Origin of the sequence: Pseudalkalibacillus decolorationis, from assembly GCF_024609785.1 — a bacterium.
In the GTDB taxonomy this organism is placed as follows: domain Bacteria; phylum Bacillota; class Bacilli; order Bacillales; family Fictibacillaceae; genus Pseudalkalibacillus; species Pseudalkalibacillus decolorationis.
On sequence record NZ_JANHJQ010000008.1, the window covers coordinates 117,391 to 140,804 of the forward strand.

Annotated in this window: 25 protein-coding genes and 2 pseudogenes; 10 read left to right on the forward strand and 17 right to left on the reverse strand. The window is 39.0% G+C overall.

All coding sequences use genetic code 11. From position 1 onward, the window contains the following. Nucleotides 1-439 precede the first annotated feature (439 nt). Nucleotides 440-1,825 (reverse strand): ABC transporter permease, encoded by a 1,386-nt coding sequence (locus NON16_RS09595; RefSeq protein ID WP_257348711.1) that lies wholly within the window; start codon nucleotides 1,823-1,825, stop codon nucleotides 440-442. Then, nucleotides 1,822-2,517, reverse strand: coding sequence for an ABC transporter ATP-binding protein (locus tag NON16_RS09600; protein ID WP_257348712.1), 696 nt, complete (start codon nucleotides 2,515-2,517; stop codon nucleotides 1,822-1,824). Before NON16_RS09600 ends, NON16_RS09595 begins: the two co-directional genes overlap by 4 nt. Before the next feature lie 193 nt (nucleotides 2,518-2,710). Between NON16_RS09600 and NON16_RS09605 the strand changes: the two genes are divergently transcribed. The 5 genes from NON16_RS09605 to NON16_RS09625 all read left to right on the forward strand — a co-directional run bounded on the left by NON16_RS09605 (nucleotide 2,711) and on the right by NON16_RS09625 (nucleotide 4,891). Continuing rightward, the gene (locus NON16_RS09605; protein WP_257348713.1) at nucleotides 2,711-2,914 is read left to right on the forward strand and encodes a helix-turn-helix transcriptional regulator; all 204 of its coding nucleotides are present in this window, start codon (nucleotides 2,711-2,713) and stop codon (nucleotides 2,912-2,914) included. Next, on the forward strand, nucleotides 2,907-3,380 hold the full coding sequence (locus NON16_RS09610) for a DUF3278 domain-containing protein (protein ID WP_257348714.1): 474 nt from the start codon (nucleotides 2,907-2,909) through the stop codon (nucleotides 3,378-3,380). Before NON16_RS09605 ends, NON16_RS09610 begins: the two co-directional genes overlap by 8 nt. 271 nt (nucleotides 3,381-3,651) lie before the next feature. Then, a complete protein-coding gene (locus NON16_RS09615) occupies nucleotides 3,652-3,990 on the forward strand; it encodes an ArsR/SmtB family transcription factor (RefSeq protein WP_257348715.1) in 339 nt (112 codons plus the stop codon). Next, nucleotides 3,987-4,388: an SRPBCC family protein gene (locus NON16_RS09620; protein ID WP_257348716.1), complete on the forward strand. Its 402-nt coding sequence runs from the start codon at nucleotides 3,987-3,989 to the stop codon at nucleotides 4,386-4,388. The genes NON16_RS09615 and NON16_RS09620 overlap by 4 nt, the downstream gene beginning before the upstream one ends. A 134-nt stretch (nucleotides 4,389-4,522) precedes the next feature. After that, a complete protein-coding gene (locus NON16_RS09625; protein WP_257348717.1) occupies nucleotides 4,523-4,891 on the forward strand; it encodes a DoxX family protein in 369 nt (122 codons plus the stop codon). Nucleotides 4,892-6,187: 1,296 nt separating this feature from the next. Here NON16_RS09625 and NON16_RS09635 read toward each other — a convergent pair. The 4 genes from NON16_RS09635 to NON16_RS09650 all read right to left on the reverse strand — a co-directional run bounded on the left by NON16_RS09635 (nucleotide 6,188) and on the right by NON16_RS09650 (nucleotide 9,102). Then, a complete protein-coding gene (locus NON16_RS09635) occupies nucleotides 6,188-7,183 on the reverse strand; it encodes an anti-sigma factor (RefSeq protein ID WP_257348718.1) in 996 nt (331 codons plus the stop codon). Continuing rightward, nucleotides 7,180-7,677, reverse strand: a complete 498-nt coding sequence (locus NON16_RS09640) for an RNA polymerase sigma factor (protein WP_257348719.1) — start codon at nucleotides 7,675-7,677, stop codon at nucleotides 7,180-7,182. The genes NON16_RS09635 and NON16_RS09640 overlap by 4 nt, the downstream gene beginning before the upstream one ends. 247 nt (nucleotides 7,678-7,924) lie before the next feature. Continuing rightward, nucleotides 7,925-8,407, reverse strand: a complete 483-nt coding sequence (locus NON16_RS09645; protein ID WP_257348848.1) for a GNAT family N-acetyltransferase — start codon at nucleotides 8,405-8,407, stop codon at nucleotides 7,925-7,927. Between the two features lie 344 nt (nucleotides 8,408-8,751). Further along, nucleotides 8,752-9,102, reverse strand: coding sequence for a VOC family protein (locus NON16_RS09650; protein ID WP_257348720.1), 351 nt, complete (start codon nucleotides 9,100-9,102; stop codon nucleotides 8,752-8,754). Nucleotides 9,103-9,500: 398 nt separating this feature from the next. Between NON16_RS09650 and NON16_RS09655 the strand changes: the two genes are divergently transcribed. Further along, nucleotides 9,501-9,602 (forward strand): Lrp/AsnC ligand binding domain-containing protein, encoded by a 102-nt coding sequence (locus NON16_RS09655; protein ID WP_257348849.1) that lies wholly within the window; start codon nucleotides 9,501-9,503, stop codon nucleotides 9,600-9,602. Nucleotides 9,603-9,656: 54 nt separating this feature from the next. On the opposite strand, the pseudogene NON16_RS09660 reads toward NON16_RS09655, so the two are convergent. Both NON16_RS09660 and NON16_RS09665 read right to left on the reverse strand, forming a co-directional pair. Continuing rightward, nucleotides 9,657-9,863 (reverse strand): annotated as a pseudogene (locus NON16_RS09660) (helix-turn-helix domain-containing protein); the annotation flags it as partial. Nucleotides 9,864-10,004: 141 nt separating this feature from the next. Next, entirely contained in the window at nucleotides 10,005-10,844 is an 840-nt protein-coding gene (locus NON16_RS09665) for a LysR family transcriptional regulator (RefSeq protein WP_257348721.1), read from the reverse strand. Nucleotides 10,845-10,964: 120 nt separating this feature from the next. Here NON16_RS09665 and NON16_RS09670 point away from each other — a divergent pair, with 120 nt between their 5' ends. From NON16_RS09670 to NON16_RS09685, 4 genes are all read left to right on the forward strand, one after another. After that, a complete protein-coding gene (locus tag NON16_RS09670; protein WP_257348722.1) occupies nucleotides 10,965-11,957 on the forward strand; it encodes a threonine ammonia-lyase in 993 nt (330 codons plus the stop codon). Between the two features lie 234 nt (nucleotides 11,958-12,191). Beyond that, nucleotides 12,192-13,031 carry a tyrosine-type recombinase/integrase gene (locus NON16_RS09675; protein ID WP_257348723.1) on the forward strand — a complete coding sequence of 280 codons (840 nt, stop codon included), beginning with the start codon at nucleotides 12,192-12,194 and terminating at the stop codon, nucleotides 13,029-13,031. Between the two features lie 45 nt (nucleotides 13,032-13,076). Further along, complete coding sequence (locus NON16_RS09680) at nucleotides 13,077-13,754, forward strand: DUF4158 domain-containing protein (RefSeq protein ID WP_257348724.1); 678 nt, start codon at nucleotides 13,077-13,079, stop codon at nucleotides 13,752-13,754. Between the two features lie 284 nt (nucleotides 13,755-14,038). Then, a complete protein-coding gene (locus tag NON16_RS09685) occupies nucleotides 14,039-15,004 on the forward strand; it encodes a hypothetical protein (protein WP_257348725.1) in 966 nt (321 codons plus the stop codon). A 302-nt stretch (nucleotides 15,005-15,306) separates the two neighbouring features. Here NON16_RS09685 and NON16_RS09690 read toward each other — a convergent pair whose 3' ends face one another. The 9 genes and pseudogenes from NON16_RS09690 to thrC all read right to left on the reverse strand — a co-directional run bounded on the left by NON16_RS09690 (nucleotide 15,307) and on the right by thrC (nucleotide 23,171). After that, nucleotides 15,307-18,303 (reverse strand): Tn3 family transposase, encoded by a 2,997-nt coding sequence (locus tag NON16_RS09690; protein WP_257348726.1) that lies wholly within the window; start codon nucleotides 18,301-18,303, stop codon nucleotides 15,307-15,309. A gap of 206 nt (nucleotides 18,304-18,509) precedes the next feature. Continuing rightward, nucleotides 18,510-19,061, reverse strand: a complete 552-nt coding sequence (locus NON16_RS09695) for a GNAT family N-acetyltransferase (RefSeq protein WP_257348727.1) — start codon at nucleotides 19,059-19,061, stop codon at nucleotides 18,510-18,512. After that, complete coding sequence (locus NON16_RS09700; protein ID WP_257348728.1) at nucleotides 19,061-19,864, reverse strand: aminoglycoside adenylyltransferase domain-containing protein; 804 nt, start codon at nucleotides 19,862-19,864, stop codon at nucleotides 19,061-19,063. Before NON16_RS09700 ends, NON16_RS09695 begins: the two co-directional genes overlap by 1 nt. A gap of 19 nt (nucleotides 19,865-19,883) precedes the next feature. Beyond that, nucleotides 19,884-20,336 carry an NUDIX hydrolase gene (locus tag NON16_RS09705; protein WP_257348729.1) on the reverse strand — a complete coding sequence of 151 codons (453 nt, stop codon included), beginning with the start codon at nucleotides 20,334-20,336 and terminating at the stop codon, nucleotides 19,884-19,886. Between the two features lie 20 nt (nucleotides 20,337-20,356). Further along, nucleotides 20,357-20,821, reverse strand: coding sequence for a GNAT family N-acetyltransferase (locus tag NON16_RS09710; RefSeq protein WP_257348730.1), 465 nt, complete (start codon nucleotides 20,819-20,821; stop codon nucleotides 20,357-20,359). Nucleotides 20,822-20,852: 31 nt separating this feature from the next. Then, a pseudogene (locus NON16_RS25460) lies at nucleotides 20,853-20,963 on the reverse strand (ABC transporter ATP-binding protein); the annotation flags it as partial. 115 nt (nucleotides 20,964-21,078) lie between these two features. After that, nucleotides 21,079-21,561: a YjdJ family protein gene (locus tag NON16_RS09715; RefSeq protein ID WP_257348731.1), complete on the reverse strand. Its 483-nt coding sequence runs from the start codon at nucleotides 21,559-21,561 to the stop codon at nucleotides 21,079-21,081. A 37-nt stretch (nucleotides 21,562-21,598) separates the two neighbouring features. Further along, the gene (locus NON16_RS09720; RefSeq protein ID WP_257348732.1) at nucleotides 21,599-22,063 is read right to left on the reverse strand and encodes a GNAT family N-acetyltransferase; all 465 of its coding nucleotides are present in this window, start codon (nucleotides 22,061-22,063) and stop codon (nucleotides 21,599-21,601) included. Between the two features lie 43 nt (nucleotides 22,064-22,106). Continuing rightward, nucleotides 22,107-23,171 (reverse strand): threonine synthase, encoded by a 1,065-nt coding sequence (thrC, locus tag NON16_RS09725; protein WP_257348733.1) that lies wholly within the window; start codon nucleotides 23,169-23,171, stop codon nucleotides 22,107-22,109. Between the last annotated feature and the right edge of the window lie 243 nt (nucleotides 23,172-23,414).

Consider the following 23,414-nt stretch of genomic DNA (forward strand, 5'->3'; position numbering starts at 1 on the left):
AGCTGTCGAATTTCTTCGTTCCTTGAAAAAGGAGAACACTTTTCCTGCGTGCGAGGTACCGCTTCCGTAGGTTACTCTTGTGTTCGATCTCTCCGGACTTGCACACGGACCTCAACACAAAAATCTAAAGCCATTTTTGTGTCTGCGACGACTATTCAGTGTAGCTTTCCTTATGCTGACTTCGACGTTTTCACAGGACGTGAAGTCGTTAGTCGAAGTTCCATATGTACCTGCGTCTACAAGTGTATTCTTGGAAGTAAGCTACCTCGGTACAACTCGTAGTATTTATGCAAGTACCGCTCGTCGTTCTGGTCCTCGAGATTTTCACGCCTCGGGCTCACACGATGTGAGTCAGTTCAACGTTGTCACAGGACGTGACGAATTTAGTTGAACTTCAGATATTACGGCTCTTTTTGTCCTCCTTTACGAACACGCACTTTTAGATGTCTCTTCTTAAAGCTCGTAATACATCAATTCTTGTGGCCCTTCTAGCTGGCTTAAGACCCGAGAGCATAGCTACTCCTATACTAAGCAGGACACAAAACGCTGTCAAATAGGCAGGAATATACGACAATTCAATCTTCTGTTCCATTGTTTCATTGAATGCTTGTTGAATCACAAATGGGAGGGCAGAATTTATTCCAAAGCTGACCAAATATGCGACAACCGCCCCGACAATCGCTCCCATTAAACCGATATAAGCACTTTCCATCAGAAAGATATTACGAATCATACGTGGATGTCCACCAATTGCTTTCATGATCCCTATGTCCTGAGTTCGTTCAATGACTGCCATCGACATCGTATTATAAATTCCGATTGATGCGATCAATAAAGCGATTAGCCCGATGAAGACGAGTCCGAATTTGACAAGGGCAAAGACTAGATTTACTTGTTCTAGTTCTTCTGTTACGGAATATATAAAATACCCTTTATCCTTCAGTGTTTTAGAAATGGATTTCACATTTTCAACGCTATTTGCAATGACCTTTACTTCTGAAAAAGTTTTTACTTCTCCGCCTTCTTTTAACTCATTTACCTGTTCCTCTGACATATCTGGGCTGATCGCCTGACCCAAAGGTGTACCAGTGAACTGTTCAATTTTTGAAAGGGTAGATGAGGAAATCAGGATGTTATTGTCTTTCATCCAATCTCTAGAAGGTTCCTTTGCAATACCGACAATTTTAAGCGGAATTAATTTCGTTTCCTCTTTCCCATCGATCCATTGACTGACCTGAAGCTGAACTTCTTCTCCAAGCAAGCTTTGTTCTTTCTCGATCCTGTATTCTTCTTTTACTTCGCCCTTATTATTATACAGTTCTTTCCCATCAATCGGCTCCCCATCTTTAGGCGCTTTGTACAGTGATTCCTTTACATGAAAGCCTATGATGACTTCATTTTCTGCTTCGGGCATTCGTCCTTTTTCCAATTTAAATCCTGATTTGATTTCTGACGGGTAATCAACGACACTTGCTGGCACATTAGCCATAAACTCATCGTATCTGATGATTGTATCGTTCATCACCTGTTGTTTTCTCGATACTGCCTTCACATTTTCAACGTCTTCTAGAATTTTAATGTCCTTTTCTGTAACTTCAGGGCGTTCATCTTCTGAAGGGTTCTCTTTTCCATGGATACTAATTTCAGTTATCGTCCGGTCCTGGAGAATTTGACCTGAAATATACTTTTGAGCCCCGAATCCTACTGAAGCGAGCACAATCAGGAACCCACATCCGATTGCTGTAGCTAGTACGGTCATAAATACTCTGGATCGATTCTTTTTCATATTTTGACGAATGAATTTCAAGCGGTCTTTCCACTTCATACGAGAGCCCCATCCTTTTCTATTATCGACCCGTTCTCCAAGCGGATGGTTCGGTTTGCGATGGATGCGACTTCTTCATCATGTGTAATGATCACGAAGGTTATGTTTTCTACCTCATTCAGGTACTTAATGAATCCCAATAATTCCGTTTCTGTTTCTGTATCTAAGCTTCCTGTTGGCTCATCTGCAAAAATGATCGGTGGGTTCACAATTAAAGCTCGTGCAATCGAGACCCGTTGTTGCTGACCGCCGGAAAGCTCAGATGGATAATTCCCCTCTAACCCATGCAAATCTACTTTTTCGAACATCTCCATTACTTTCTGCTTGCGTTCTTTTTCCCCTAATCCTTTCATCATCAACGGGAGCTCCACATTTTCAAAAGCCGTCATACTCGGAATCAATTGAAAGCTTTGAAAAATAAATCCGAGATGATCTAGCCGGAAATCTGCCCATTCCGCTTCAGAAAAGTTGGTCACGTTGGTACCATCGATGAAAACCTCACCTTGAGTAGGCTTAATGTATCCACTCAACAGGTTTAATAAAGTGGACTTGCCTGATCCACTCCTCCCGATGACTGCGACAATTTCCCCTTTATCTACTGTTAAATTAACGTCTTGTAACACTGGAACTTCCTGCCTGTTACTCCTTTTTCCCACAAAAAAAGAGTGATGTAAGTTTGTTACGGTTATCAATGAACCCAACTCCTCTATACCCCTATGTCTATTATTTAAAAGATTTTCGATCGATCCCTTTCGAATCTCTACCTTAAGACGTTCAATCGTGGGATAAGGTTCAATTTCCTAAAAAAGTATGGACAGATACAAACAATATATGTAACATATAAATTGCATAATGCAATGTATTTTTGACATGGATGGTGAACATGTGAATAATCGAATAAAAATCGCGAGGGTAGGAAAGTCATTGACCCAAGTACAGCTAGCTAAAAAAGTTGGTGTAACACGGCAGACAATCGGGTTGATCGAAAAAGGGCAATATAACCCAAGTCTGCAGCTCTGTATCTCCATAGCAAAAACGTTAGAAAAGACATTGGATGAATTATTTTGGGAGGATCAAAACGATGGATAAGTCATGGATTTCATTTTTACTACCTGATGATGAATACAAAGAAAAGAAAATGCTATATTTTATGGCAGAATCTGCAGTTCTTCTTGCAGTCGCCCTGTTCATTTACGCGCTGATCACGAATGTGGAATTGTATGGCAGTTCAGAAACAGGAACGTTAGCAGGGCTTTCCTTTGTATTTCTCACAGGTTATGTATTGGTCAGATATACGTTTTCAGGTATCGAATATACGGATATCGTGGGTCACAACAGTTATCAAAAAGAAAAGAAAACGATTCTATTTCGGAGCCTTATGTTTTTAATCACCTTTCTTGTTGCTTCCATCATCCTTAAAGGAATTCCAGCAGACATGGAGGAACTTCTTGATCTATTAGGACCCTCTATCCTTGCAGCTGTATTTATGTACTTCTGGAACTATATTTCTCTTAAAAGATCCTACCAGAAAAATAAAGATTTGCTTGATGATTAATTGGGAAAAGCAGAAACGCCTTGCTTAGCCAACAAGGTCACTTGCAACGAGGGGCAGTCGAACTGAAGTGATCCGAGTGGTTGGGTGCTGAAGCTGGACTGTACATCCATACTCTAAACTTTAACTCATTTAAAAAAGACGCAACCCGAGAGTTTGCGTCTTTTTTCTGTTTTCATTGGCCGATTTTTTTTGGAAAAAAATACTTGACGGGACACTATTTGGTATCGTATTATAAAATTATAATTAAAGACACCAAATAGTGTCCTTTTATATGACAAACATTAGGAGGAGGGTGAAATTGAGGGATGTTTATGATGCCGTTGCCGATCCAACGCGGCGTAAGCTGATTCAATTATTGGCTGAGGCCGAAGAATTACCCCTGCATGAGTTAACAGCGCAGTTCCAAATGGGTCGTACAGCAGTTTCCAAGCATTTGGCAATCCTGAAGGCTGCCGATCTTGTAAAGGAGCGAAAAGTCGGACGGGAAACACGGTATCGTTTGAATGCTGAACCTCTCAGGGAGATTGAAGATTGGGTATCTTTTTACACGAAATTCTGGAAAGAAAAAGTAGCGCGTTTAAATCATTTATTGCAGGAGGAAGAAAAATGAAACCGGAAGTTTCACTGGATTTTCAATTTACGAGTTCGATTGAAAAGGTATGGCACGCGTTAACAAATTCAAATATGCTTGCGAATTGGGTTATGGATAATGATTTTAAACCGGTCGTCGGACATAAATTTCATTTTTGGACCGAGCCATCTAAGTTCTGGAATGGAATTGTCGATTCCGAAGTGCTCGTTGTGGATGAGCCAAATAGGTTATCTTACACTTGGGTTACCGCTGGAGAAAGTACTACGGTTACATGGAAACTGAATGAAGTAGATGGCACTACCCATTTGCATCTCCAACAAACTGGGTTCCAAAGTGAGAGCCCAGCGTATAACGGAGCGAAATATGGTTGGGTGAGAATGGGTGACCAGCTTGAAAAGATGTTAGCAGAACTCTAACACGAATTTTAAGTTACTTATAAAGAAAACTTGGCTAGCGCCAAGCTTTAGCGCAGGCGATCGCCTTAGTTGTGCTTATACTATAGAAAGTATTTTTATACTTTCTTAACGTGAAATAAAGGGAGGAAATCTTAATGGCTGTACTTTCCATTGTTCTTCAAAGTTTGCTCACCTTATACTTTGTTTTTTCTGGCGTCGCAAAGATCGCAGGGGAGAAATATTGGGTCGACATTTTCAAGCACCTTGAACTACCACAATGGTTTCGTGTCGTCACAGGCTTCGTCCAATTAATTGGAGCTGTAGTACTCATCATCGGTTACTGGTATACGGGGGCGGTCGCATGGGCAGGCATCTGGCTTGGAATTACGATGCTACTAGCGTGCCTCGTACATTTCAGGGTCAAAGACTCGATCGGAAAAACTGCACCGGCTTTCGTGTTCGCTTTGTTAAACATCACTCTGATCATCATTAATGCAGAGCATATGCTATATCCTTTTTCATAAGAAATCATCATCTCATTTGTTTTCGACAACTGAGTTAAGTCGATGGGAAAATAAGGATTCACCTGATGATTAATTGAGAAGAGCGAAAGCGCCCTGTTTAGGTGGGACTAAGAAGTCTTAGTAAGCGGCAAGCTTTCCGCAGATAATTACCTTAGTCCCCCTTGTGCTTGAGACTGCAAGTACCGGAGAGTCTGCCCCATAACTCGTATTTGATGGTGAAGAATCGAAGCGACCTCGCGCACATAGGCCATGTAGTCGAACTTTCACCTCACTGCAACAATGATGCAAATTGCTTCTTTTTGCCCTACTTCAGTATTTGTCTTTTTTCTGCAAAGATCATATTATTCATTAGGATTCGCTGATTGCAGCCCCAGCATTGCACCAAAATGCTGAGATGCTGACGTGAATGTGATATAAGCACAAAGCGTACTAAATTTCTTAAATCGGAAAATCCTCTTCAAAACTTCGATTTGCGGCTTAAGAGATTTGCCCTTTGATTTTAACCATACTTCCGCAAAAGCTACGGCGAGTGATGTTTTTTCATCAAAGCTATCCCGATCAGGCCTCCCTTAGCCTGGCAATACAGACAACCATTCCCCCATGCTAACGTCCTCCTAACTTGTTCCATTAGTTTTTGGAATAATAGTTCATTTTTCTCGAAAACTTCACTAATGTAAAGTGACAATAAAGTTATTTAATTTTAAAGCTCAAACAAGCATAACCCCATTCTAAATTTAGGATGGGGTTAAAAATATAGTTGAATGAACTTACTTTTTAACTCTTTTAACATACTGTTGAGATTGGGAAAGGGGACACAACTATTTTTAAATTGTTCTAAGTAGTATTGAAATAAACTTTTACAAGTAATCCCAGTAACATTAAATTCATTGACCAATTGTTGATACACTTTATCTTTCCAAACATACCCTCGGCAATCTAACTCTATAAACCTTGAAGTATATTTTCCTTTTGGTATATGACCTACCCATTTATTTAATCGGTCGTACTGGTTGTCTATAACTTCTGTACTGAAGCATCTCGATGTAACAAAGTTCCATCTAAATTAAATATGACTGCCTTAATCATTTTACACTCTCTCCCTGGAAACATAATTCTAATTTATTTCTTTATCATTAACCTAAATCCTTCTTAACTATCTGGACCTTAAATACAATTAGAGCGCAATCCTTCTTACAGGAAAGCGCCCGATAATTGAATACCATACAGTAATAAAAATCCGTTGTAGAAGCTCTTACAATAATTACAAATCGTTCTTTTACTTTAACTCCGATATTTCTAATAGAGATCAATAGTTGCTCCAATTGTTGAGGCTCGAATGATCTCTAAATCTTGAAATCTTTCCAATTCCTTAGGCGTTCCGGAAACAATCACACCCGAAATTCGAAGGTCATCAATCTTCGGAAACGCCTTCGGGTTAATTTCGTTAGCCATTTCTTGAGCCGTAGACTGGTATTTCCCTTCCTTGCTTAATTGTTTAATGTTCCTTAGAAACATCTCAGCTGCCTGGTTTAAATCATCACCCCGTACTTGAAAGCCATCAGCTGACGGACCATCCATTATTTTAAGAAAAGAATCAGATTTTATATCGTCAAGCTCATCTTTTGTAGTCGTTTTAACCCAAACCCAGTTGATATTTTCGGATCCCATCAGATTTTGAACTTCTTTAAGCGTGTATGGTTTATCAAATGACAATGCCACTTCTGCCAAGATACTATCTTCTGATTGTGTTGCAATTTCTAACTCATTAGGTAAATACTCATATTCTAGTTGAGGATAATAAAAGTCAACTTCTCTTTCACCAGTAAAGCTATTATAGTGTACTTGCCGATTAAACCTTTCACTAAAGCCAATACTCTCTGTGAACGATTCATTATCAATAACATTTTTTCTCCCGATAAAAGGGATTTCTACTTCTTTTTTGTTCCAGACGATTTCACGTTCACCTATTGTCTTTTTAACGGTAATATGTTCTACAACACTCAGATTTAAGAATCCGTACACATAACGCCCACTATCCATATAAGCGTTTGCCCCATTAATTTGACTAAATAACCGCTTGTCATCATCAACAAGTCGCTTTTGAAGAAGATATTGCCCACCACAAAAAAGCGCATACAGTACGATGATTGTGCTTAAAGAGCCAATGGCAAAAAATTTAATGGTTTGTTTCCATTTCGCTTTTTTGATTACTTTTTGAAAGGATGGGCCCGTAACAAAGTCCAGTTCTTTGTTATTTTCCTCTGGTTCATGATTGTTTTTATGATCACTCATCTGTTTGCCTCCCTGTACAATTTTGCAAATTGCTTCCTTGCTCTAAATAAGGAAGTTTTTATAGTGTTAACTTTCATATCCAGAATTTCAGATATCTCATCGTACTTTAATTCCCATATGTATTTAAGAAGTAATAATTCCCTGTATGTTGGTTTGAGTTTAGATAAAATATATTCAATATCAGACCAATGTTCATTGCTCAAGAGGATTTCCTCTGGTAAATCTTTTGAAAGTGTTTTTAATTGATCCTCTCTTAGGTCAAGCATGATCCTATTATTTTTACGATACTGATCATGATGATAATTGATAGCCACACGGATTAACCAACTCCGAATTTTAGGGGTTCTTATTGAATCATAATACTGAAGAAATTTATAAGCTGTTTCTTGTACAATATCTTCGGCATCTTCATGGGATATTTTCAACTTCCTTAGATAACGATAAACAAAATTCAGTTCCGTATTTAAACTCTTTAGATCATCTGAACTATTCATTTCTACCCCCTGTGGTTATAAGACGAATGACAAAGAGAAAAGTTTACAATTTTATTTAATCAATCAAAGCGATTTTGGAATAGACCAGAATCGCTTTATAAATCAATTTTATATTTTCTTATTCAAAAATATGGACCGATTCAAAAGGACGCCTTCTTATTCAAGAAGTGCGCCCGTTTGTTTAAGTTTCATTGCGTGGGTATTCCGTCAAATTATTGGCGAGACCCTTATATCGAGGTTCTTACTGCTATCTTAATTTTTTTTGAAAAACGACAAACTTGCAGGGGATAGCTAGCATCTGCACCAACTTTGGAAACGAAACATCAATGGTTTCCGTATGAACCGGATGATAGCCGATACGAGCATACCAGTTTTCCAAGATTACTTTGGCTGGGTGAGAACCTTTCCGAGGTACTAACAATTCAAGTTGCATCTTATGAAGGTGTTCTTTTTGGCACTTCTGTTCAGCAAAGCGGATTAACTCTCGTCCAATACCAGTCCCTTGGTGTTCATCGTCCACAGCTAGCATTCCGAATTCTCCCGTTTCTTGGTCAATCCGTCGAACACGGACACATCCAACAATTTGCTCCATTGATCGAGCTACAGCGATCTCACCGCCGCTAGTGAACTCTGCCATTTCCGCCACTGTCGTACGGACTGCCCCGTGCATCCAAAAACTTTCCTCAGATGCCGCGTACACACGGTTAACTATGTTATTAATGTGCTCCATGTCCACTATATTGGTACTCGCGTTACAAGGCAACATTTGTATCTCGATTGATTGCTTAATAAGCGATACCCCCTTATTTCTGTTCAACTTATGGAGCTTCAAGAAGCTGTACGGCATAACTGCTCAAATCTTACCAATAAATTAATAAATCCCCGCTTCTTAGAATGATCCTCAGTTGTGTGTCTTTACATTGCTATATTGCCCTTTTAGCTTAGTAACAATTATTTCAAATTTCCATCACTGTTACTCCACAATCTGATCCTTTAAAAGAAAGGGCGCAATACTTATTCCAGATTTGCGCCCGTTTGCGTAAGATCTTGAAATACGCCTGTCAACGCATTCATTTATAGATGGATTAAAATATTGACAAGTTTCCCGAACGGATCTCTAACGTAAAAACGCCGCACACCCCATGGCTCCTTGGCTGGTCCATATTCAATTGGAATACCTGCTTCTTTTATGCGAGCTAGTGCGTTATCAAGATCATCAACTTCAATTGACAAATCAGGTACCGGTGTCCCGGAGCCACCTTCTGAAAGGAAACTAATTTGAGTGTCCATTTTTTCATGCGAGCCGTAGGTTGCAATAAATTCCTGATTCATTAATTGATCAAGTCCAAGTACTTCCTCGTAGAAGTACCTTGCTTTGGTAATATCCTGTGTTTCCACATTGGCAACAATTCGTTTAACCTTCATTCTTACCACCTCCCAGTTGCTATTAATTTCCCCATTCACCACAAATAGTCCTTGTTAAATATCTAATTTCCCTTGAAAGTCTAATTCATACAGATAGGTAAGGGTTTGAAATTATCGCTCCCTTTTCCCCCTGTTCACACCGTACATGAGGCTTTCATCTCATACGGCGTTCCAACTAATTCAATTCATTCAATTCTATGTATCTAATAAAGCTAATTTATTGGTTCCAAAATTCAGATTGATTGGGTCATTTTTGCATTATTTTCGTAGTTCATTGACCTTTTTTCTGTTACCGAACGGGCGAAAGGTTGGAATCATTTGAAGTTATACGAAGGTATACACTTGATATCGATTATGCAAAACTTGGGCGTAAGATTAAATGTATCGTTGAAGTGACGATGAAAAACGGAGAATCGGAGAAATTTAAAAGGTTTATCTCAAGTTATCCTAACGTCCATTTTTGTTACAGAATAGCTGGAAGAGCCTGCTTTATGGCTTAGTGACAGGGTTCTTGCTCTAGACCGCAAAGTAATCGGACGGGAGAAGAATGCCCCTTATTTTTCTATTTCTTCAAGCTTTCTTCTATTGACCGCCCTATATAAAGAGCCTTGAGATATTCCAGTTGATGAGACTATCTCCTTTATAGAATATTCTTTACTGTCGTACATCCGCAACGCTACAGCAAGCTTATCTTTATCTAATTTAGGTCTACCTAATTCTTTTCCACGCCTTTTACTTGCTTCCAATCCCTCCTTTAGGGGTACGGCAAGAATTCCTTCTTTTTTGATCCACTCACATAGAAAAGCCTTTTATAGGGGTTCCATAGGAAATACGGGCAAAAAATAGGGGTCCTGCCGGGTCCCACACGCCATTAGATGCAAATTTATTTCTCCAACTATTTATCAATAAAAACTTCCTTTGATTAAGTCATGTAATTTTTTAGAGTAAGTTAATAAAGAGATCTTTCTATTAAATTCCTTATTTTTAAGTGGCATAGCTTTTACACTTTTATCTAAGGTATTAATGGTCATCTCAGGAAGGATCGTCAAACCAACGTCGTTTTTAACAAGTGATAAAATCGAATCATTTTGACCAACTTCCATGATATTTTCTATAATAATGTTTTGTTGATTTAAATAATCATCAAGCGATTTCCGGAGATCACAAGGAAGTGTAGGTAAAATCATATTTTGATTGGTTAATTCATTTAGTGAGATTGATTGAGCCTTTGTTAAAGGACTGGAATTAGGAACAATTACATAATATGGTTCAATCAAAATTGAATATACATAGTCCCTTTCTTCTAAGTCTTGTCCAAATCCAACATCAATTTTCCTTTCAGATAATAAGCTCTGGATTTGATTACTGGTATCTGTGACGTGAATATTGATTTTATAGCCAAAATTATTCAGTTTTTGAACAATGGCAGGCAAAAAATGCGTAGCAATGCTTGGTAACGCCCCCATATTAATAACTTTCTTCTCACTTTTTTTTATGAATTGTTGTTTTAAAGATTGTACTTGATTTAGTATGATTTCAGCTTCATTAAGAAAAAGTTCTCCCTCTTTCGTTAAAATGCAACCATTTTTATTTCTTTCAAATAATCTAGTTTCTAGTTCATCCTCTAATAACTTTAGTTGCTTTGTTAAGGCCGGTTGAGAGATATGTAGGGCTTTTGAAGCTTTATTAATACTTTTTGTTTCGGCAACTTTCTTGACATAATTCATTTGTTGAAGATTCAATCTGATCAACCTTCCTTATAACTAAAAGTTATAATGTTATGACTAACATGTATTATCCAACAACTAGGTTAAAATGTAAAATCCTAATTAAACGTATTAAAATAAAAAGGAGTTGATCTTTTGAATCAAAGCAATATTACCTTACAGGAGATTATTCAAACTCATAAACGGATTCGACCTCATATACGTCATACGCCATTAGAGTATAGCGAGGAATTGAGTCGTTTATATAAATCTGATATTTATTTAAAATTGGAGAACCTCCAGGTTACCGGAAGTTTCAAACCTCGGGGATCTTTAAATCGACTTTTAACTTTAGATGAAATAGAACGTAACCGTGGTGTTATAGCTCCTTCAGCCGGTAATCATGGAATAGGTTTAGCATACGCAGCTAAAAGGTTAAATGTCCCAGCTCATGTTTATTTACCGATGGACGCAGATCCAGGTAAGATTCAATCATTAGAGAGATATGGAGCCTTGTTAAAATTCTTTGATTCTATTGAGGATGCTAGATTATCCGCATTAAAAGCTGCTAAAGAAGAAGGATATATCTTTCTTTCTGCGTACAATGATCAAACAGTAATTTCAGCAGGTGGAACTGTTGGATTAGAAATTTTAGATGATTTATCTGACGTTGATACAGTTATTACGTGTATGGGTGGTGGAGGACTCACCTCTGGTATGTGTTTGGCTCTAAAATGCGTAAATCCGAAAATTGAAGTCTGGGGTATTCAAACTAAAAACAGCCCTTCTTTAGCTGTGTGGTATCAAAATGGAAAGGTAACCCCAGTTGATTTAAAGCCATCGATAGCTGAAGGGTTAAGTGGACCGATTGATCCTGAAACTATTACTTTTCCAATCATCCAAAAACATATTGATCGAATTTTAACAGTGACTGAAGAGGATATTATTGATGCAATAAAAATAATGCTAGATTCTCAGTACATCGTTGAACCTTCTGGAGCTGCAGGAATTGCTGCGTTAAAGCAATGTGGTGAGGAATTAAATGGCCGTAAAGTAGCCGTTGTGGTTACTGGGCGTAATATTTCATGGTCTAGGTTGATTTCCTTAGTTGGCGATACTTCTAATGCCATTCATTCTTTACAACATTGAAAGGTAACGGTTCTTAAAAGTCCTTTTCCGAAAATACTCGGTTTAAGGACTTTTATTTCTGTTTTGCTAGTTCTTAAATGATTTAATTAATTGGTAGATCTAGCTTAAGATCTGTTAATGGGACAAATGAAACGTACACTCATTTATCCGATTTAAAAATGTCACATAATTAGTCTTCTGCGTCACTTTTTCATTATAATAGACTCATAAATTAAAAAAAGAGGGTCGTTAACAGTGAAAAAAAGTGACGTAGAACTCGATTGCTTTAAAAACTTTCTTATTGAAAATGGAAAAAGGGAGAAAACGATTGAGGATTATGTAAGACATATTAATAATTTTCATAAATGGCTACAATCTGAAGGCAGTGATCTTGAACAACTAACCCGTTATGATGTCCAGCAATATATTAAACATTTGCAAGACATTGGGAATAAAGCAACCACTCTAACTCCGAAATTTAGTGCTATTGTAGCCTATGCCCGGTACCTTGGGCAATCTCATTTGGTCGAAAACATCCAGCGTCCCGAGATTCGCCATACCAGACATATTTCTCCTAAGTCGTTACCTCGGAGTGATCGCAACCGTATGTTCCGTGAACTAGAGCGATCTGGCAACTTTCGTTCAATTGCAATTGCTTATTTTCTACTTTATACCGGTTTACGTGTTTCTGAATTAACGGCTGTAAACCGAGATGATGTGCATATGAGCGAGCGATCTGGCAATGTGGTGGTACGTGATGGGAAAGGTGGAATTGCCCGTACCGTGCCGTTACCATCCGAAGCACGGTACCATCTTCGTCGATACTTAGAAAATCGTGAGGACGATAATCCGGCACTATTTCTCTCTAACTTTAAAAAACGGATCTCCGTTCGGGCAGTTCAAAGGATCTTTGAAAAGTTAGGATTTCATGCACATATGCTACGTCATACTTATGGAAGGGAACTTGTTTCCTCTGGTGTAGATATTGCTACAGTTGCTGAATTAATGGGACATAATGATGTAAACGTAACTCGAAGATATGCAGCCCCTTCAATGAAAGACCTAGAACAAGCAGTTGAAAAAGTTTTTGGGTAAAAAATGCACTATGAAATTATTTGATTAACATAAAGGAGATATCCTATGCCTAGTATTCAGGAAACAGCTTATCCTAGGTTAAAAAGCAGCCCGACATTGAAAGATTTAGATAAGCTATTTTCCCCTACATTAGAAGAGATTACCTGGGCCAAAACAAAAGCTCGAAATTCATTTTCTCAATTGGGACTTATAATTATGTTGAAAACATTCCAATGTCTTAACTATTTTGTCCCTATATCGGATATTCCGCAAGTCATTATCCAACATATAGCGAAAGTATCTAAACTCGACCTTCCTGATTCAGAAACATGGGAATCTTATCACCGTTCTGGTACTGGTATTCGTCAAATTGCAATGATCCGTGAGTATCGAAAGGTAAAAGTGTTTGATGAACAAGCTCGTCAGGTAATGATAACAGCAATGGAAAACTCGGTATCGGAGAAAGATGCAAAGAGCGATATCATCAATGTTGCCATTGACGAATTAGTAAAACATAGTTATGAGTTACCTGCATTTAGCACTCTGATACAAGCAGTGGATCATATTCATGCAGTGGCCTATCGTACCTTATATCAATTTGTGTCAGATTCCCTAAGCAACAAAGAGAAAGAAAGATTAGATGCATTGGTTCATAGTAAAGAAGGATCAACCTATTCAGATTGGAACATGATTAAGCAAGATGAAGCAGTAATCATTCGTTACAAAAATACTGGTTTTTGGTAATGGCGTGTATTAGCATGGTAATAGGTTATTCGGCAATCGGGCCATTTAATGGAATTAAGGAAGGGATTACTCAAAGGGAAATCAAAGTTAATTTAGAGTTATGATATTTTATTCGATAATCTAGAGTAACTATGTTAGGTAAGGAAGGCACTAATATGAGTCTTGGAAATATAAGTACTTGAAAGTTGTACAAGAAAGGTTTAAAAGCGTTAAAGGCATTAGGATAGGAGTGAAAAAATAATTATGAAACAAAGTGAGTTAGAACTTGTAGAGGAGATGAGAAGATGACTATTAGTGCAGAGAGGCAGGCCTCTAGATTGATGAGGTTGCGTAGAATCTGCGGTTATGGTGCCGCAATAGCAGTAACACCTTACCTGCTGATCAAAATCGTATGGACTTTCGGTCTCTTCCTTCCAACCGAGCAAATGGGTGACGCCAGCTGGCGCATTATAAACGCAGTAACCGCCGTTCTCGCTGCGATTAGTATCCTTCTTGCAATGGCGTTCTGCAAGCCGTGGGGGGAGCGGCTACCTGCGTGGTTGGTTGCTCTACCCATTTGGGTTGGTACCGGTTTGCTCCTTCCCATGCTGTTGATTGCACCGGTCCTGGGCCCTGCAGCTATGATCCGGGATCAAGAGGCAGGTGCCGCCGACTTCTGGGTATACGAGCAGATCTTCGTCATGATCTCACTTTTCGGGATCGGCATCTTCCTGCCGCTTTCATTGGCGGGGTATGCAAAGGCACGTTGGCCAGAGGCACTGAGTGGCACAACCAACTACAAGGAGTTGCCGGGCAATACTCGACAACTGCAGATCATCTTGGCTAGGATTGTCGCTACCGGCTGCATTCTGCTCGGTGTCATCAAGGTGTTTTGGGCGGTTGGCGGCTCTTTCGGCATCGACCCGGCAACCATGGGTGAACGTGATGTGTGGTGGCACCTGTTGTCATTGAGTATAGGCGTGTGGTCCTTTGCAGGTGCGTGGGGCATATTGGTGGTAGCATCCCGCCGTGGGTCGAGGTGGTTTCTACCACCTATGGCAGCGGCATGGATTTCATCGGGAGCGTTGTTCTCCAACAACCTCTATTCTGCCTTATCTTCAGTTCGACTCGATGCTCCACCCTCCCCAGAGTACCCATTGGCATGGTTGTTGACCACACAGACCGGCATCGTCTTAGGTGTAATAATGGGGATGATTATCCTGCTGGTGCTACACGAACGCCGTCGAGCCCTTCGAGATGAGTCCAACTGAAGTTGATTACACAGAACCACGGAGATGAATTACCCATAAAAATGTTGATTTTAAAATAAAGTTCGATAATTTAAAACAAAGTTTGATAAAACCCTTTATTAATATAGGGTTTTTCTTTTGACCCTTAAACTCCAACTGCATTGTTCAATTAAAGGGCGCTTTTCTTGCATAAGAATTGCGCTCTAGTTCATTATGGGGTCCTACTAACAAAACGCAGTTGTTGGTGGGACCCCATTATGAAAAACCAGCTAATATCTTGACGGAAGATTAGCTGGTATTATCACCGATCAAAACGATGAAAACTATGAAACTTTTAACTTAATAGGAATTCGCAGATCCATATCGAGTTCGAAAGTTCCGTATGGATTGACATGATGATAAAACAAAGGTGTTAATCCCCTGAAATCTTCGGGAGTCATTTTTTTCAACCAATATTGGTTGTTGTCATAAAGGATTTCTTGGACCATTAAGGTATTCATATAGACTAAGCAATTTTGCAACAATTGAAGTGATAAGACAGACACTTCTTGATCTTCTATAGAATTGGAACGAATTTCACTGTTTTTCCCATAAAAAATATAGGTATTCACCGAGTTCCACTGTTCCACTGTATTTAATCCTTCATGGATTTCTCTACGAATCTCTTCATAGTGTAAATAATCACATAAAAAGATCGTTTTAATCGCTTTCCCTAATTCACATAAAGCCTGGTAGGTTGGATGTTTTGTATCCCTTGTAAATCGCTTTAATATGGATTCGGCAGAAGCAGTGCCCAACCGTAGAGCAGTTGCATACTTAATGATTTGTTCATACTGTTGTCGAATAAGATCCCAGTTAATCGGTCTACTTAAGACCGGTTGCAAGTGAGGATATTCCTCATTCATTCCGGCTTCTGGACGATATAACTTTTGAGAACCGATATTTTTAAAGCGTGGCATCAGTTTAAAACCAAGTAAATGACAAAAAGCAAAAGCAACGACACTTTGTCCATGCGTGTCGACATAATTACGGTCTACTTCCATGTCTGTACAGTGACGAAGAACCCCTTCCATCATAGCTGCCACTTCCGAAGAAAGGCAGGACTTTAGCTGAGAATAAATACAAGCTGACTTTCGATCTGTATGCCAATAGATCATAACTCCATGTCTCTTATAACGAGGATGCCATTCGGAAAGCAGATTCTGATCCCACGATCCAAAATGTTTTGAATCGGAAGCACATGCAGTGGTAGCTTCTCCCCATACTTCTTTCATTCGATTGTAGATGATATGGTTGGTAACCTCAGCATTGGCTTTTCGTAAATGATCTTTATGAATAAATTTTTGACGGATATACCGAAGTTCTCGATAACTATCTAGGTGGTTTCCAGCAGAAACAGTTTTCAAACCTGTATTCGTTCCTAATCCAAATAAACTTAGAATGAGCCGTCGTTGGGTAGTTTCTCGATCTAAAATCTCTCGATCAGCTGTGGTTTTAAAGTTTTTGGTAAACTCCGTGTGAAAATCTGTTTCTTTTAGTAAATCCAATAGGTTAATATCGGACCAACGGTTCTTAATCTCCTGTTTAATCCCCGTAACATGTTGGGGTTCGGGTTGTTTTTCAAGTGGAGTGACTCGAATCCATCCCTTGTTATTTCTAGTAGTAATCGCCACTTTTTCATTACTTTGATCCTCTAACCCTTGATTCAGTAAATGAAGTTTATCTTTCATCAACTGTATAATATCTTCGATAAAAGGCTCTACATCAAGAGATGCCTTCAGTGCTTGAAAATATTCTTCCTTGTGCTCTTCAAAATCTTGAGGGAGATCTTCATCAGGGTTTCGAAATCGATCAGCGCCCTCAATCCAAATTTCTTTACAACGAAGTCGAGTGCGAAGCGATTGTATCACACCAATTTCATAATTGATTCGATTTACTCTTTCTATCCCTTTGCTGTCTGTTTCGATAATGACGTCTTTCCATTTCGGCTGAATTACGCCTTCAATAGGAACTTCATCTCCAGCGGCAAAATAACGTTGCCCACTTTCTTCATATTCTCGAATGAGTTGGATGGCTTCAATAATCGGCTGATGAAATTGATTATTTGAGCGAAAAGTAAGGTTTTTTAAAATTTTAGAAAGGGACTTCCGATAATGTCCCTGATAAGAAGAGTACATTTTCGTATATATTTTTTCTTTGTAATCCCGGTTATTGTTTGTCATGTCCTTAATAATATCTCGAATCATATCAGAGCCAACAATAGGAAATAGAGTATCTTGAATGACTCCTTCTGGGTGATCTACGGTCGCTTTTAATAAACTGACAATATGTTTATTTTTCCCTTGGACTTTTTCTAATTCTTCTACTGCTTCCTTTCGAGTTGTATTCTTGGCTTTATTTCCGAACTTAAGCGTAATTTCATCCAATAAATCAGCTAAGTAATCAATGACTTCTCTATGACGATGTGAAAATAAGATGGCAAGTAGGGTATAGCGAATGGGTGCCGGGTGTGCACGCAATTCCGTTACGGTCTCCGTAGCTGCACGAAGGAGATATTTCTTAACTAATTTCGGAGGCAAATGATGAAATAATCTTAGAGGAATGTGTAGATGCCTAATCGCTAACAGTTTTTTAACTTCCGTTTCCATGGTGCTTACACTTGGTTTATGAGGAGAAGATAAAAGCTGACGAAAAGTTAAAATATCGGATTCCATTTCCTCATGAAGTTCTTCTTCAAAACCTTCTTCCGATTCCTCATCAGCATGAGATTCCAGTAATACATCTAGTCGAGAACAAGTCCTAGGAGACAGCTGCTGATAAGTCGATTTATACAATTTTTTCTCAAAAGTGTCTATGGCAGAATCGATTATTCTCTTCAAACTTCCAATTGTGGGAGGTTCGATTTTCCACTTGCGAAATAGGCTATATGCCTGATTTTTTAAATAGTCGGTATCATGTGTAAACTGAACTTGTTCGTTTAACCACTCTGTCAAAAGATCGTTGTCTTTTGCCGTAAGTTCTCGAAAACCGAAGAATTCCCTAATTTGTTTTCGATGATACGTAAAGTTTCTTTCATCTGTGCCCCAACGATATTCCTCAAAGAGCGTTGGAGATAATTCCAATTGATGTGCAATAAATTCAACGACCACTTTGGGAATATCCTGTTTTTTTGCAGGAAATCTAGCCTCTTGTTGAAAATACTTTAATAACACTGTAAATCCTAAACGGCTTGCCCCTGTTTTATTTCCAATCAGCTTTCTTTCAATTGGTACTACGGCAAAATGTTCTAGAAGCTCAACTTCATTCCAATTTCGTTTCATAAATTCTCTTCCCCTAATCTTAAAATAGTTACTAATTTGAGTGTAATCTATTGACTAGAGGATGAAAACAATACTTTGCGGTCTAGAGCAGCTACCCTGTCACTAAGCCTTTATGGCCATGCTAACCGTAAAAGAATTGGATGAGGCAAAGTTTTCAGATATTAAATAAGGCGCTTCTCCTCAATACGAGTAAACGCCATGTTAAGTCATCCACCATTATTTATATAGTAGACCAGGTTATCTGTCCATTCACCGAACTCGTAAATGAATCCTTTTCTGGTACATTCGTACTTCATACCAACACTTTCTGCTAGGTTGATTGATGCGATGTTATCAACATTGATATGAGCTTCGATCCGGTGAAAGTTCAACTGTCGAAACGCTAATTCAAGTGCCCCATTTAGGGACTCTTTACCATACCCCTGCCTCCAAAATTGATTGTGGATCGTATAACCGATCCTTCCCCATTGAAAATCATATCTTATCAGCGTAGAAATATCGACAGATCCCAGATGATCGCCATCTTTTTTATGGAAAACACCGAAAATGTAGTCTCTATCACTTAAAGCCGATTGCTGATGATTTTCTACCATGGCGATAAACCATTGCTCTGTACATTCACTCATGTCACTTTTACCATTATCATACTTATATTGTGATGGTAGTCTATTTTCATGCTGGGTCAACCAATTTTGATAGTCTTCTGTTTCTAATGGCTTTATGATTAGCCTCGGCGTTTCTATTTCAAGCTTTTTCACTATGGAAGCACCTTCTTCTTGAAGTTATCGTTATGTACAAAATAGTCTCGGAATAGCAAAAGCTCTTTACGGTTAAAGTCCTCAGCTAGCTTTTCACTTCTATAACCTTCTAAAGCTTTTCGGATCGTTCTATGAAACTCCTTTGGCAGATAGTTCAATCCCCATGTGCCTGTTTCTTCTTTGGAGGAAATGACTCCTTCTTTTACAAACCAGTAGACTCTCAAAATATTAAGAATACTATAGATCGGTTTCTGTTCGATCGATTCGAGACAATCCTGATAGTCCTCCATGATCGAGTCGATATAGTCAGCACGTGGGACCGAGGGGAGTACTTCTTTAATCGGCTTTCCGTGTAAACAAATCCCCCGCTCTCTTGTTATTGTAAGATGAGCAGCTAAATCAGGGTCTTTCTTATCTTGACTGTTTAATTGGTCATTAACTACTTCGAAGTCTGACTCTAAACAGTCCCGCCAAAACTCACTGTAATGGAATTCAAACGGACTAGGATGGTTCCAGTTACGTAATTGATCTATTGATAGAATACTAATTTCGATTGGATATGGGTGCTTCGAGATCTCCAGAAAGTGCTGAGCCAATTGGTGTTTACTGTCCTTCGACAATGGTGAAGACGTCACAGCTAACAAGTCGATATCACTGCTCTTTGGGTTAAAACCGCCGATTGCGAGAGACCCGTGAAGATACACCCCAACCATATCCTCAGCCAACATCCCTTCCAAATCCTTCACGATATCATTTACAAAGCTTCGTATAGATAGAGGACAGGAACCCCAATCAAAACCCATGTTATCTCCTCCATTTAAATTACCTTTTCAATTCATTAAGATATGGCTCTATGTAACTACGATACTCTTCGGAAATTCCTTCGGGCAGATGATCGGTGCTAAAGTATTTAAGCGCTAATGATTCAGTTTTATCGATTGTGATGCTTCTTTCAACATCGCTTGTAACATATACAGCTGTTACAGAGAAAAGTTCATCCCCATTTGAAACCTTGAAATAATATTCTGGTCCGGAAAATACACTTAGTAATCGCAATTCCCCAATTTCAAGACCGGTCTCTTCCTTCACCTCTCTTTTCGCTGTATCCTCCAAGCTTTCCCCTAATTCCATCAATCCTCCTGGCAAGCCCCAGTCTCCATCCGTTCGATGCTGCAATAACAACTCGTTTTGTTCGTTCAAAATCAAAACGACTGAACCAGTCAGAATCAAAGGTCTGTGTCCGACTAGTTTCCTAAGTTCCTTAACATAATCCATTAAAACCTCCGAGAGATTCACTATAGATGCATTTTCATTCCTTCATGTGAAGCAGTAAAGCCTAAACGTTCATAAAATCGGATGGAGTCATGACGCTTTTTATCTGTTGTCAGTTGAATGAGATGACACCCCCGTTCTTCGGCACGGTTGATCGCCCATCGGATCAGTTCGCTGCCTACACCTTCCCCACGTATAGAAGAATTAGTCCGAACTCCTTCGACGGTAGCTCTCCAGCCACCTTGATACGTAATATGGGGAGTGAATGTCACCTGTTGAACGCCTACTACTTCTTCATCTTTACAAGCTACAATCAATTCAATATTTGGATCAGAGGCAATCGCATGAAAAGCAGAATGATAGCTGTCTGGAAGCGGGTATTCATACCGCTCCCTCTTGCTTCCTAAGTCATCATCAGAAAGCATATGTACAATTTTATCAAGATCCTTTTCCGTTGCGATTCGAAAGGAAAGTTGTTTTTTTTCCATATCTTTTCCCCATTTCTATTTTTTTCACGGGCTACTTTTTCTTAGAATTAACCCGCTCATCCCCTCTTTTAAAATTACCTGTTGCCTTTGCCATAATCAGTTGCTCATCCTTCTCAGTCGATGCTTGATTTATTTTGCTTAGATGTTGTGGAAAAGTTTAAGTTCCAAGTATACGTGCAACTTTGCCGATCGCCTGCGCAAGGCTTGGCTCTAGACAAGTTTTCTTTAAATGCACTGTCTTGGTTGTTTCAAATCTTCTAATACACTTCCTTGCCCTGGCGTTTAAACATTCTAAAGTAGAATGATGAGGCAAATGTAAAACTCAAAATACCACACACAATAAATGTCGTCGTCAGGGCTTTACCACCATTTGTCGGTGAATTCGATATCAAGCCGCTTACGATCAATAGCAGTATCCCTAGTCCTGAACAAAAAACAGAAAGCTTTATATGGTTGCTCCTTAACAATTTGTATCCAGACAGGAAGGTTAAATATACCAAACTGATGACCATTAAAACTGGAAAAACAGGATTGAATTTTGCCGAATACACGAAGAAATCAAGCTCTGTGATGTCACTTGTGCCGTTCACTTCTCCATTTACCATTTTGGAAAAAGGGGTTGAATACTTCCATTCCCACGGATCACCTAAAAGCTCACTTCCTTCATACCATGCACCGAATGTTGATAGAAATAGGAGCAGTACAGCCAGCCCCATTTGAGTCAAATATCTTACGGACATTCCATCACCTCCAAAATATTCCTCCTTTATCAGAATATCATATTTTTACAGACAGACTCCATACATCTTCTCCTCCAAATGCATCCCCTGTAGGTTGAAAACCAACACTCTCATACAATTTACAAGCTATCTCATTGTTTTTCAGAACAGTAAGCTGAATTTTTTCGCATTGGGGAGACCTCTGGACAATCCAATGAATCATTTCTGTTATTGCTGCTTTACCATATGCCTTCCCTTGGTGGCTCTCATCAATAATGAAACCGTTGATCCAGTACATGTCTGTTGTATCTTCCACATAAGCATGCATTATAAAACCGACCATTTCTTGATCATCATAAATGGCGAAGGGCAGATACGATACATTTTCACCATCGGGCTTTATGTATACTTTAGCAATCGATACAGCTACAGATGGTACGAAGTCTTTTTGTTCTTCCTTGACCCTCAAAGTTAAAGCCTCTTCCCAATTTTCTCTCGTCACGGCTTTCAGTTGAACTGTCATCAAGCTTCCCTCATTTTTAATAGTATAATGTTCCAGTTCTTTATTATTTCTTTAATCCGGATCCACATAAGGACATGATTACTACTTCGTTCTCTTTTACAACTTTGGATTGATGTTCTTTGTAAGCGGCGTATGTGGCGGCGGTAGTAGGTTCTACATAAAATCCTTTTTGTGCAAGTTCCCTTCTGGCGCTTTCGATGTTTGCTTCAGGTGCAGTAATGATTGTCCCATTGGTTTCTTTAATAGCCGAAAGAACTTGTTCACCCCTAGCTGGATTTGCAATCGCAATGCCTTCAGCTTGTGTCCCGATATTTGTGATAGGTTCCATACGAGCTTGACAATGATATGCTCTCGTAATCGGTGCGCATGGTTCGGCTTGAACACCAATGATCCTTGGAAGCTTACTTATTACGCCAGCATCCTTCAAGTTTTTAAAACCAATAAAGGCACCTAACAGAAGGGTTCCGTTACCGACTGGTAGAATCAAAGAATCTGGAACAGTAAAATTCAACTGCTCCCAAATTTCAAATGCAAAGGTTTTTGTTCCTTCATAAAAGAAAGGATTATAAACATGGCTCGCGTAAAATAGTCCCTTACTTTCAACTGCCTCTTTAGCTGCTTGAGCTGTTTCTTCGCGTGTTCCCGAAATCTTATGGACTTCCGCACCATGAGCTTTAATTTGAGAAAGTTTTCTCTCCGAAGTTGACTCTGGTACATAAATGTGACAACCGATTTTCGCTCGAGCACAATATCCCGCAATTGAAGTCCCAGCATTTCCGCTACTATCCGCTACAACCGTTGAAACACCCATTTCCTTGGCTTTGGCTATCAAAACCGCTGCACCTCTGTCTTTAAAAGAACCCGTCGGCATCAGATAATCCATTTTCACTAAAATGTTAGGTTCTCGATGATCCAGGCGCACGAGTGGGGTTAGTCCTTCTCCAAGAGTGATCGAAGAATACACCTCAGAATCTTGAAAAGGTAAAGCTTCTTTATACCTCCACATTGTCGCTTCACGGTTTTTAATCTGATCCTTTGGAAAGGCAATAGGATAGGGCTTTATATTAAAGATCCCTTGCTCTGGTCTCCATTGGTATGTATTAGGCACATATTCTACACCATTCACTGAATCCACAAATGTATAATTGATAAGCTATCACTCCAATACGCTATTTATAAAAGACTTTCTATTTTTATGATACTCCGTCACATTTCATAAAAGAAATCTCTACTGTTTCAATTCGATAAACTGTTAAAATCTCCTGTTATTCTACCTATTCACACGTAAAATACGTACTTAATTTCGTGACTTAAAAGCGGGGTTGTTAAAATAAGAAGATTGCGTAAAAAT